An 11,487-nucleotide genomic window follows, 5' to 3' on the forward strand; every position below is an offset into this window, starting at 1 on the left:
CATGACAGCAGACGGGCCCGCGATCGTCGTGAGCGACATTCGCAAGTCCTACGGCGACTTGCGTGCCGTCGACGGTGTGTCGTTCACCGTCGCGGAAGGAGAGTTCTTCGGTCTTCTCGGCCCCAACGGGGCAGGGAAGAGCACCACCCTGGAGATCGTGGAGGGACTGCGCAAACCGGACTCCGGTTCGGTGCGGATCCTCGGCGAGAGCCCATGGCCACGGAATCCCAAGCTACTGCCCAAACTGGGCGTCCAACTCCAGGCGTCGTCGTTCTTCGAGCGGCTGACGTCGAAGGAGCAGTTGCAGACGTTCGGGTCGCTCTACGGCGTGAGCCGGTCGGCGGCCGTCGACATGCTCGAACTGGTCGGCCTCACGGACAAGGCCGACGTGCAGGACGTGGACCTCTCGGGTGGGCAGCGGCAGCGCCTCTCCATCGCGTGCGCGCTGGCGCACGACCCGGAGATCGTGTTCCTGGACGAACCGACCGCGGCGCTGGACCCCCAGGCCCGCCGCAACCTCTGGGACGTGCTGCGGGCCATCCAGGCGCGCGGCAAGACGATCGTCTACACCACCCACCACCTCGACGAGGCCGAGATCCTCTGCGACCGGGTGGCGATCGTCGACAAGGGACGGATCATGGCGATGGGCCCGCCCGCGTGGCTGGTCCGCAAGCTCGACGCCCAGACCCAGGTCATCGTCGAGCACGGCACGGTGACGGCCGACGTGGCCCGCACGCTGCCCGGCGCCGACAACGTCGTGGACGACGGCGTCTCCATCATCATCGCGACCAACGACGCCGGTCTCACGATCAAGGCGTTGGGGGAGCTCGACGCGTTGAACAAGGCGCAGGTCCGCACGGCCACCCTGGAGGACGTGTTCCTGCACCTCACCGGTCGCGCGTACCGCGAGTGACCCACCAACCAACTGGCGTCGCACCGGTGTTCGAGCCCCCTGCGTCGTCAGCACTTCGAGCGGAGACGGCGACATGAGAGCGTTTTCCAGCCTGTCTTTGGCCATGTTCAAGGCCTCTTACCGGGACAAGGCCGCACTCTTCTTCACCTTCATGTTCCCCCTGATGTTCCTCATCGTGTTCTCCCTGCTTTCAGGTGTGAAGCTGGGGTCCGAGGTGGAGATCGCCGTGGTCGGCGACAGCCGCGTCGTGGCCGCGCTGAAGAACTCCGAGGGCGTGAACCTCCAGGAGTTCAAGGACTCCACCACCGCCATCAACAGCCTGCGCGACGGCAACGTGGCCGCGATCGTCGTGTCGCAGGGCGACTCGATCGACGTGCGCTACGCCAACGGCGACCGCGCCGAGACCGGGCCCGCGCTGGCCAAGATCTCCGACGCGGTCGCCAGCGCGAACCTGGGCGCGGGCACCACCCCGCCGAAGTTCGCGGTGCGGCAGAAACCCATCGAGGAAACGGCTTTCGAGCCGATCCAGTACCTCACCCCCGGCATCCTGTCGTGGGGCGTGTCCACCGCCGCGGTGTTCAGCTCCGCGCTGACCCTGGTGGCGTGGCGCCGCAAGCAGGTCCTGCGGCGCATCCAGCTCGCCCCCATCGGCCGCGGCTCGGTGCTCTCGTCCAGGCTGCTGCTCGCGATCGTGATCGCGCTGCTGCAGGCGGCCCTGTTCGTCGCGGTGGCGACCCTCCCGGTGTTCGGCCTCCAGCTCTCCAACCAGTGGTGGCTCGCGATCCCCTTGCTGATCCTCGGGACGCTGGCCTTCTTCTCGGTGGGCATGCTGCTCGGGGCGGTCTGCCGGACCGAGGACTCGGTCACCGGCGCGGCGAACCTCGCCGTGCTCCCGATGGCGTTGCTGGCGGGGAGCTTCTTCCCGATCGACAAGGCACCGGACTGGGTCAAGCTGATCACCAACGCGCTGCCGCTGCGGCACATGAACGAGGGCATGCTCGACGTCCTGGTGCGGGGCAAGGGCTTGGAGGCCCTGATCGTGCCCGGCTCGGTCCTCATCGGTTTCACGCTGGTCATCAGCACGCTCGCGGCGGTGTTCTTCCGCTGGGAGGACAAGTGAGCGCGGGTGCGGGCGTTCGCTGACGGGATCCGGATGCCGAGGCGCGTCGTCGTCGGCATGACCGGCGCCACCGGTGCCGCGATCGGCATCCGGATCCTGGAAACGCTCAGCGCCGTCGGGGTGGAGACGCACCTGGTGCTGAGCAAGTGGGCACGCGCCACGATCGAGATGGAGACCGACTACACGGTCCGCCAGGTCCAATCCCTGGCGGACCACGTCTACGGGTCGCACGACCAGGCGGCGGCGATCTCCAGCGGTTCCTTCCGGACGGACGGGATGGTCGTGGCCCCGTGCAGCATGAAGACCCTGGCGGCGATCAGGGTCGGGTACGGCGAGGGGCTGATCGCGCGCGCCGCGGACGTGACCCTCAAGGAGCACCGCAAGCTGGTGCTCGTGCCGAGGGAGACGCCGCTGAGCGAGATCCACCTGGAGAACATGTTGGGGCTGGCCAGGATGGGCGTCGTGATGCTGCCGCCCATGCCCGCGTTCTACAACCACCCCAAGGGTGTCCCGGACATCGTCGACCACGTGACCAGTCGCGTGCTCGACCAGTTCGGTGTGGACAACGACCTCACGACGCGGTGGGACGGCGGGAAGTCTGCACGCCAGCACCGGAAGGACAACGGCGATGAAGCACTTCACTGATCTGCGCGGGTACCTCGACGCGCTGCGGGACCTGGACGACCTGGTGGTGGTCGACCGCGAGGTCGACGGCGACATGGAGACCGCCGCGATCACCAGGCGGAGCTACGAGGTCCGCTCCCCGGCGCCGCTGTTCACCAACATCCGCGGCGCCCGACCGGGCTTCCGGATACTCGGCGCGCCCGCGGCCATGTCCTCGCGCGAGGACATGCCCTACGCGCGCATCGCCCTGTCGCTCGGCCTGCAACCGGACAGCACGGGCTTGCAGATCGTCGACGCGCTCGCGGACGCCCAGACCCGCGAGCCGATCCCGCCCGTCGTGGTGGAGAGCGGACCGTGCCAGGAGAACGTCCTGCTCGGCGACGACGCCACGCTCGACTCGTTCCCGATCCCGATCGTGCACGAGAAGGACGGCGGCCGGTACGCCAACACGTGGGGCGCGCTGATCGTGCAGACCCCCGACGGCGAGTGGACCAACTGGTCCATCGCGCGGGTGATGAAGATCGACGGCAAGCGCATGACCGGCCTGGTCGCCGACGGCCAGCACATCGGGCACGTCTGGAACCAGTGGGTGGAGATCGGCAAGCCGATGCCCTACGCGCTGGTGCAGGGCGCGGAGCCGGGTGTCCCGTACGTGGCGGGCTTCCCGCTGCCCGACGGCGCCTACGACGCCGGGTTCCTCGGCGCGCTGGTCGGCGAGCCGATCGAGCTGGTCAAGGCCAAGACCGTCGACCTGCTCGTGCCCGCCACGGCCGAGGTCGTGATCGAGGGCCACGTGTCCATCGAGCGCGACGCGGTCGAGGGCCCGTTCGGCGAGGCCGCCGGCTACCACCCGATGGAGACCAGCAAGCAGCCCACCTTCCACGTGGAGGCCATCACCCACCGCAACGACCCGATCTGGCCGCTGGTCGCCGAGGGGCGCCCGCCGGACGAGTACCACACGGTCACCTGCGTCGGCGCCGCCAGCCAGTGCCTGGCGCGGCTGCGCGAGGTCAAGCTGCCGGTCAGCACGGTGTGGTCGCCGATGGACTCCGCGGGCATGTGGCTCGTGGTGACCGTGCCGCCCAACTGGCGCGAGATGATGGACCCGGACACGACCAGCGACACCCTCGCCCAGTACATCGGGCAGACGCTGTTCTGGAACAAGGCGGGCCTGTACTTCCCGCAGATCTTCCTGCTCGACGACGACATCGACCCGACCGACCTCGCCGAGGTCACCTGGGCCATCGCGACGCGCATCCACCCGGTCTCCAAGCGGGTGCAGATGGACAGCGTCATCCTGCCGCTGTTCGTCAGCCACACCGACATCGAGTACAAGCGCGGCTGGGGCCCCAGGGTCGTGTTCGACGGCCTGTTGGCCCCGATCGGCGAGCGGATGGCGCACACGTCGTTCGCGGCGTCCTACCCGGAGGAGTTGCAGCGGAAGGTCATCGAGAACTGGGCCTGAGCGCCCCTCTGCCGCACCGGAAGGGCCCGCCCGGAGTCATTGCTCCGGACGGGCCCTCCTCGGCGTCCTGGGGCCGGGGGAAAAGGGAATCGCACCGTGTACAACCGTGCACAGTTCGCGGCGGAGCCCCCGGATCGCGTTGCGACACGGGGGCTCCGCCGACAGGGTGTTGATGGCGACCGAAGTCACATCAGAACTCTGGCAGCTCCAAGGGGGCGATCTCGCTGAAGACGTCTCCGGGGCCGGGGTTGCCGCGATGAGTGCGGCCGCCGAGGTGGTGCAGGACGCCCCACACCGCGTTGAGCGCGGTGGTGACGGCTCCTTCGGCGAAGCCGCCGCACCAGGAGATGTCGTCGCCCGCGAGGAACAGCCCGCGCTGGGCGTCGGTCAGGTCGTCCTGCATGAAGTGCGTGTAGAGCTTGCGCTGGTAGCGGTAGTGGCCGGGCAGGTTCGACTTGAACGCGCCCATGAAGTGCGGCTCGGTCTCCCAGGTGATGGTGACCGGGTCGCCGATGATGTGCGTGCGGATGTCCACGCCGGGGTAGATCTCGGCCAGCGAGCCGAGGACGACCTCCAGGCGCTCCTCCAGGGTGAGGGTGGCGAGCTTCAGCGAGTCGTCGTTCCACGTGTACGACAGGCACATCACGCCGGGCTTGTCCGGGCCGTCGTCGAACAGGTAGACGCCGCGCGGCATCCGGTCGGTGAGCGTCATGCTCATGACGTGCCTGCCGGTGCTCGGGTCGACGTCGAGCCAGAACGGTCGGTCCGTCACCACGAACAGCTTCGACGAACCCATGTAGTGCGTGCGCTCCACCGCGGTCCACAGCGCCTGGGGGAGCAGCGACTCGTCGCACTTGACCTTGGTCAGCAGCGCCCAGCTCTGCGCGGTGAACACCGCGGCGGGGTAGGTGCGGATGCCGTGCTCGGCGTCCTCGACGGTGATGCCCTGCGCGGTCCGGCGCATCCACTTCACCGCGGTCTTCGGCACCCCGCCCGCGTGCAGCGACGCGAGCGTCGTGCCCTCCGGCCAGTGGTCGAGGAACTCCGGCTCGTGCGTCCACAGCCTCGTCGGGAGCTGCTGGCTCCCGCCGGTGATGCGCTGCTGGTCGACGTCGGCCCCGTTGTAGACGACGCGCAGGATCTCCAGCATGGAGTTGGGGAAGTCGGTGTCCCAGCCGCCCGTGCCGAAGCCGACCTGGCCGAAGATCTCGCGGTGCTGGAACGAGGCGAACGCGGGCGACGCGGTGAGGAAGCCGTAGAACGACACGTCGTCGAGGCGCGGGACCAGGCGGTTCCAGATGGCCTTGATGGTCTCGACGTCACGTCGGCGGACGGCGTCCTCCATGGCGGACAGCTCCGCGGTCTCCTGGAGCGCCTTGTCCCACGCGTCGGCCACCTGCTGGTAGATCACCGGCAGCTCGGCCATCGTGTGGGCGAAGTGGCTCACGCCCTTGAGGTCGACGACCGTGCTGGGTGTGTTGGTGGACAACGGGTTCGGGAACGGCGTGGTCTTCAGGCCGACCTTGTCGATGTAGTGGAACAGCGTGGTTGCCGCGACGGGGAAGCGCATGGCGCCCATCTCCGCGACCGACTCCGGGTGCTCCCGGAACGGGACCGACCGCATCCGGCCGCCGAGCTGCTCGGCCTCGTACAGCACCGGTCGCAGCCCGAGCTTCATCAGCTCGTAGGCCGTGACCAGGCCCGCGATGCCGCCGCCGATGACGGCGACCTCGGTGCCGTGCGCCGACGCGGGCACCGAGCCGAGGCCCGCCGGGTGGCGCAGCCACTCGTCGTAGGCGAACGGGAAGTCCGGGCCGAACATCGTGACCGGGGCACGCAGGCCGTTCAGGTCGTCGTGGTCGATCGGGCTGGTGTGGTCCATGTGCGCTACCCCCGTGTGACGGTGGTGACCCGCCGTCCGGCGGGCGTGGCGGAAGGGGGTCAGGGGAAGAGCTCGGGACGTCGGTCCGCCAAGTAGTCGTTGACCTGCTTGGCCTTCGTGATCCGGGTGGCGTCCAGGTCCGCCACGACGAGCTGTTCGCCGTGGACGTCCTCGTGCAGCGCGTGGCCGGACGGGCCCACCACGCGGGTGAGACCGCAGTACTCCAGTTCGCGCTCGGAGCCTGCCCAGTTCACGTAGGCGATGTAGAGCTGGCTCTCCAGCGCCCGCGAGTGGACGAGCGTCCTGGCCACGATGTCCCACGGCTTCATCAGCGCCGTCGGGACGACCAGCAACTGGGTGCCCGCCACCGCGTGGGCCCGCACCGATTCCGGGAACTCGACGTCGTAGCAGATGAGCATCCCGACGGTGAAGCCGTCGAGCTCGGCCTGGACGACCCCGACGTCACCGGGGCGGAAGATCGCCCGGTCGATGTCGCCGAACAGGTGCGTCTTGCGGTAGGTGGCCAGGGCGTTCCCGCCGCCGTCGACCAGGCGGACCGTGTTGTAGACGTTGCCGCCGTCGGCCTCGGGCCAGCCGAAGACGATGGCCACGCCGGTCTCGGCCGCGATGGCCGCCGCCTCGTCGCACATCGGGCCGTCGTCGGGTTCGGCCAGGTCACGGAGTCGCCGCGGGCCGAGGTGGTAGCCGGTGAGGGAGATCTCGGGTGTGATCAGCAACTGGGCACCGGCTTCGGCGGCGTTCCGCGCCGCGGCTCTGAGCCGCGTCCGCGGCGGCTCTCCGCCCGCGACGGTCTGCCAGCAAGCGATCCTCATGCTCGTGGGTCCTTACTCCGCCGGTCGTTCTCCTTCGGCGGGGTTGTGGAGGCGCCCGGTTTTGACCGGAGTGATAACGTCATTATGAAACGGCATTATTGTTCGATTCGCAGAAACACGGAGTGCACCGAAGCTATGTAGTGCACTTGTGGCGCGGCAACCCCTGTCGTGCCCCTGTGCGCCCCTAGGGGGCTTGAGGCCCCTTATCTGGACTGGTAGCAATGTCCTCGCAGGTAAGGAGCCAGCGTTGATGTTTTGCCAGGCTAAACAAGTTCGGTGGTCCAGGAAGTTGCGCCGGATGTGCGAAAGGGCAGTAATCATTGCCCCCGTCTCAACTGGGCGTGCCCTGGTGAGAGCGATTCATGAATAACTTACAGGTTTTGTGTGGCGCCTGACCTGCGGTTTCAGAGTTGGCGAGGGTGTTTGATCGTCGATGCGAGTCGATCGCAACCCTACGGAAGTAGGGTCTTATGGATCGGTGTATTCATACAATTCTCACGATGGCGCGCGGATGTTGTGGGATGTAGTGCGCGAACTCGGTAACACCCGTGTTGCGCATGGTCCGGGTTACTCAACGGTTTCCCGAGACGTTATCGACAAGCTTCTAATTGTCCTGATACTGTCGTTGTGTGTTACCAGGACAGCCTGGTGGGACAACCCGACTTGAGTTGGCCACTGTTTGTTCACCGCGGGTACGTATGGGCGGGACAGGTGACCACACCGGGAAAGGAACGCGGTCTTAGATGTTGGTCGAACGGACTAGAGAACTGGCCACCCTCCAGCACGTGCTGGAGGACTGCCTCCGAGGCCGGTCCGGCGTGGCCATGATCACCGGTGCCAGAGCCACCGGGAAGACCGCGCTGCTCCACGCCTTCGGGGAAGAGGTGCAGCGTTCCGGCGCCCTGCTCCTCAACGCCACCTGCACCACGGGAGAGCGCTCCCTGCCACTGGGCGTGCTCAGCCAACTCCAGCGCAACATCCCCCTCGAATTCTGCTCGGGCGACCGGGCGGCGTACCTGGAGGGGCTGCTGGACGAGGCTTCGAGTCCTCTGAGGACCGCCGAGGGCGGGGTGGACGGCGCGGAGACCAAGCGCGGGCACGTGCTGCACCAGCTCGGCGCGGCGCTGCTGAACATCGCCGAGCAGCGGCCGATCGTCATCGTCGTGGACGACGTCCAGAACATGGACGACCTCTCCAAGGAGACCCTGCGGCACGTGCTCGGCAGGCTCCGCTCGGCGAGCGTCGCGGTGGTGTTCACCGAGTGCGTCGGTTCCCGCGAACCGCGCTCGCTGTTCCACACCGAGTTCCTCCGCCACCCGCACTGCCACAGCATCCGGCTCACGCTCCTCTCGGCCGCGGGCGTCGGCGAGATGGTCGCCTCCGAACTGGACCCGCGCATCGCGGAGGCGTTCGGAGCGCAGTACTACGAGGTGACCGGCGGCAACCCGCTGCTCGTGCGCGCGCTGCTCGAAGACCAGCAGCGCCTGCGCCACGGCGACGGCGCGCCCGCGGAACCCGTTGTGGGCGAAGGGTTCGCCGAGGCGGTCATGAGCTGCCTGCACCGCGGCGACCCCGCCATCCGCGAAGCCGCCTACGCGCTCGCCGTCCTCGGCGGCGACTCGGACCGGCCGAAGCTGTTCGGCCGCATGATGGAGCGCTGCCCCAAGACCGCGGCCAAGGACGTCGAGAGCCTCGTCGTGATGGGCCTGCTGCGCGGCGACACCTACCGCCACCCCGCCATCCGCGAAGCCGTCATCGACGACGCGCTCGCCAACGCCGACCTGCCCGACCTGCACCTGCGGGCCGCGTGGCTGCTCGCCCAGGACGGCGCCGAGCCGCGCGTGGTCGCGAACCACCTCGTCGCCGCGGGCACCGCGTGCCCCGAGTGGGCGCTGCCGCTGCTGCGCGAAGCCGCCGAGTCGGCCCTGCTCGACGACCAGGTCGAGGAAGCCGTCGAGTACCTCGAACTGGCCATCCAGGACCGCGAGGAGGAGACGCCCATCGAGCTGGTCATGATGCTCGTGCGCCTCAAGCTCCGCCTCAGCCCCGCGTCCGCGCTCCAGCACGTCCCGACGCTCGGCGAGGCGATGCGCGAGGGCAAGCTCCTCGGCCGCGGCCTCCTCTGGTTCGTCCGCTTCCTCGTCGTGCACGGCCGCGTCGACGACGTCACCGAAGGCCTCGCGCGGCTGGTCGCCCGCATGGACGAGCTGGACGAGCACAGCAAGGCCGAGATCAAGATCACCCGCATGTGGGCGGCCGGTTCCTACCCCGAACTGGTCAGCAACCTCCCGCCGGTCCAGCAGGACACCGACCAGGTCTCGGTCGACATGGGCATGCGCGTCCAGGCGGCCACCGTGCTCACGCGCGTCATCGGCGGCGACTTCGACGACAGCGCCGTGATGACCGCGGAACGCGTGCTGCAGAGCGTGAACCTCATCGAGGAGCCGACCGAGGAGGTCAGCGCCGCCCTGCGGACCCTGCTGTACCTGGAGAAGCTCGACAGCGTGAAGTCCTGGTGCGACACGCTGATGACCAGCAGGCACGAGTCCTCCAGCCCTCCCGGCTGGCTGGGTGAACTGGCCATGATCCGCGCCGAGGTCGCGCTGCGCATGGGCGACCTGGGCACCGCGCGCCAGCACGCCAGGTTCGCCCTGGAGAAGGTCGACCCGCGCACGTGGGGCGCCAGCGCGGGCATGGTGCTCGGCACGCTGCTCCAGGCCACCACCGCCATGGGCAAGTTCGACGAGGCGGCGGAAGCCCTGGCGCAGCGCGTTCCGCAGCACATCTACCGCGGCCGGTACGGCCTGCACTACCTGTACGCGAAGGGCCAGCACCACCTGGCCACCCGCCAACTCCCGGCAGCGCTCGGCGACTTCCTGTCCTGCGGCGAACTCATGGTCAAGTGGAAGCTGGACTCGCCGGGGTTGTTGCCCTGGAGGACCGGCGCGGCCGAGGTCTACCTGCGGCTGGGGAACCAGGCGAAGGCCCGTGAACTGGTCGACCAGCAGTTGGCGCTTCCCGTCATGGGGCCGTCGTTGTCGCGTGGGATGGCCATGCGGGTGAAGGCGGCGACTCTGGACCTGCGGCAGCGCTCGCAGCTCCTGCACGGCGCGCTGGACGAGGTCCAGGCCGCTGGCGGGCAGTTGGAGGTGGCTCGGGTGCTGGCCGATCTCAGTCACACACATCACCAGTTGGGGGAGCCGGATCGGGCTCGGATGATGGTTCGGAGGGCTTGGAGGGTGGCGAAGGACTGCCAGGCGGAGCCGTTGTGCGCGCAGTTGATCCCTGATCAGAGTCGGGGGAGTGCCACGTCTACTACGTCGGAGTCCGCGGCTGAGTGTGGGGCGGCTACGTTGTCGGATGCGGAGCGTCGGGTTGCTGGGTTGGCGGCGCTTGGGCATACGAATCGGGAGATCGCCAACAAGCTGTATGTGACGATTAGTACTGTTGAGCAGCATTTGACCAAGGCTTATCGGAAGTTGAATGTTACTCAGCGGAAGGATCTGCCTGCGGATCTTTGGAGTGACGCGGCTTCTATCGCCTGATCCCCGGATCCGCGCGGCTTGGCCGCGCGAATCCGGGGACGGGTGGGTGGATGGGTGGGTTTCCCCTTGGCTTGGGCCAAGGGGTTTTTGGTGTTTGGTCTTTGATCTTTGTTGCCCGCCGGTTACGGAGCGGGACGCCGTCTACGCATCGGCCACATCGCCGATGGGACTTCGGTACGGAACCTGCCTGCGCTGGGAGATGGAAACCCAGCTTGCGGCCGTCGTGGCCCACGGGTACGCCTGAGGTGGTGCTCCCCCGACACCCCGCTTCCGAGATTATCTCGATGCCGCGTTTTCTTTGTCAAGGCGGGAAAGATGCCTTGACAAAGAAAACGCGGCACGACGTGCGAGAAGAAGCGGGCCGCCGGGGGAGGTGGGGTTTGATTTGATTGCGTGCGGAAGGTCTCGGGGCGAAGCGGCGCGGGTTGCATTACGGGCCGGGTTTCGTGGGGGGACCGGTCTCGTAGGGCCAGGTTGAGCGGGTGAGATGGGTGGGACTGGTGCGTAGGGCCAGGTTGATGGGGCTGGGTCGGGTGGTGTTGCTTTATACGGCCGAATGCCCTGTCTGCGGTGCCGCGCAGACAGGGCATTCGGGGTTTTTCTTGGTAGGTGTCAGCCGGTTTGGCGGCGGTAGCCGCCTACGCCTTCGTCGTCTGCTCCTTGCCAGAGTTCTGGGTTGTACGGTGCGTCTGGGATCATCACCACGTCTGCCAGCGTTTGTGTGCGGCGGGGGCGGGAGGTGTTTCCGTGTAGTTCGGTGATGTCGATGTCCAGGCGTTCCACGTCGTTCAGCAGCCTGCGTACGTCTGGTACGTCGCCGAAGTGGAAGCGCAGGGACGCTACTTTGCGGCGGAGTACGGTGACGATGCGCTGTACATCGGTGATCTCACTGTTCGGCACGGTGTACCTCCTGATGGCGCAAAGGCTGGTTCGACTGTGTCCTCCGGAATGCTCACCCTAGGCAGGTGTGATCTGGACGACAACCCCTAATCCTGCCCCTACGTGGCTGTCGAGGCTGCGGAACTCGTTGGGCTGCCTCGGATCGGGTTCTCGAAGAGTAGACCGAGGAGTTTTGGTGATGGCAATAGTCGGCTGGAACGCAAGG

General features: G+C 67.7%; 8 protein-coding genes. 5 read left to right on the forward strand and 3 right to left on the reverse strand.

The genetic code is table 11. The annotated features are described in order from the left end of the window. Nucleotide 1 precedes the first annotated feature (1 nt). The 4 genes from NZH93_RS20955 to NZH93_RS20970 all read left to right on the forward strand — a co-directional run bounded on the left by NZH93_RS20955 (nt 2) and on the right by NZH93_RS20970 (nt 4,122). On the forward strand, nt 2–913 hold the full coding sequence (locus tag NZH93_RS20955) for an ABC transporter ATP-binding protein (RefSeq protein ID WP_259624841.1): 912 nt from the start codon (nt 2–4) through the stop codon (nt 911–913). A 73-nt stretch (nt 914–986) separates the two neighbouring features. After that, a complete protein-coding gene (locus tag NZH93_RS20960; RefSeq protein WP_259624842.1) occupies nt 987–2,033 on the forward strand; it encodes an ABC transporter permease in 1,047 nt (348 codons plus the stop codon). A 6-nt stretch (nt 2,034–2,039) separates the two neighbouring features. Beyond that, nucleotides 2,040–2,678, forward strand: coding sequence for a UbiX family flavin prenyltransferase (locus NZH93_RS20965; RefSeq protein WP_308214218.1), 639 nt, complete (start codon nt 2,040–2,042; stop codon nt 2,676–2,678). Next, complete coding sequence (locus NZH93_RS20970; protein ID WP_259624843.1) at nt 2,662–4,122, forward strand: UbiD family decarboxylase; 1,461 nt, start codon at nt 2,662–2,664, stop codon at nt 4,120–4,122. Before NZH93_RS20965 ends, NZH93_RS20970 begins: the two co-directional genes overlap by 17 nt. Before the next feature lie 190 nt (nt 4,123–4,312). Here the strand turns inward: NZH93_RS20970 and NZH93_RS20975 are convergent, their stop codons facing one another. Both NZH93_RS20975 and NZH93_RS20980 read right to left on the reverse strand, forming a co-directional pair. After that, nucleotides 4,313–6,004 (reverse strand): flavin monoamine oxidase family protein, encoded by a 1,692-nt coding sequence (locus NZH93_RS20975; RefSeq protein ID WP_259624844.1) that lies wholly within the window; start codon nt 6,002–6,004, stop codon nt 4,313–4,315. A 59-nt stretch (nt 6,005–6,063) separates the two neighbouring features. Then, entirely contained in the window at nt 6,064–6,837 is a 774-nt protein-coding gene (locus NZH93_RS20980) for a carbon-nitrogen hydrolase family protein (RefSeq protein WP_259624845.1), read from the reverse strand. A 743-nt stretch (nt 6,838–7,580) separates the two neighbouring features. Here NZH93_RS20980 and NZH93_RS20985 point away from each other — a divergent pair. Further along, nucleotides 7,581–10,382 (forward strand): helix-turn-helix transcriptional regulator, encoded by a 2,802-nt coding sequence (locus tag NZH93_RS20985; RefSeq protein WP_259624846.1) that lies wholly within the window; start codon nt 7,581–7,583, stop codon nt 10,380–10,382. 612 nt (nt 10,383–10,994) lie between these two features. Here NZH93_RS20985 and NZH93_RS20990 read toward each other — a convergent pair. Further along, nucleotides 10,995–11,282: an Rv0250c family protein gene (locus tag NZH93_RS20990; protein ID WP_259624847.1), complete on the reverse strand. Its 288-nt coding sequence runs from the start codon at nt 11,280–11,282 to the stop codon at nt 10,995–10,997. Nucleotides 11,283–11,487 lie beyond the last annotated feature (205 nt).

It is taken from the genome of Umezawaea endophytica (genome assembly GCF_025061645.1).
GTDB classification, from domain to species: Bacteria; Actinomycetota; Actinomycetes; order Mycobacteriales; family Pseudonocardiaceae; genus Umezawaea; species Umezawaea endophytica.

Coding starts and splice junctions, on each gene's coding strand:
- NZH93_RS20955 (WP_259624841.1), top strand. CDS start 2: ATGACAGCAGACGGGCCCGCGATCGTCGTGAGCGACATTCGCAAGTCC.
- NZH93_RS20960 (WP_259624842.1), top strand. CDS start 987: ATGAGAGCGTTTTCCAGCCTGTCTTTGGCCATGTTCAAGGCCTCTTAC.
- NZH93_RS20970 (WP_259624843.1), top strand. CDS start 2,662: ATGAAGCACTTCACTGATCTGCGCGGGTACCTCGACGCGCTGCGGGAC.
- NZH93_RS20975 (WP_259624844.1), bottom strand. CDS start 6,004: ATGGACCACACCAGCCCGATCGACCACGACGACCTGAACGGCCTGCGT.
- NZH93_RS20980 (WP_259624845.1), bottom strand. CDS start 6,837: ATGAGGATCGCTTGCTGGCAGACCGTCGCGGGCGGAGAGCCGCCGCGG.
- NZH93_RS20985 (WP_259624846.1), top strand. CDS start 7,581: ATGTTGGTCGAACGGACTAGAGAACTGGCCACCCTCCAGCACGTGCTG.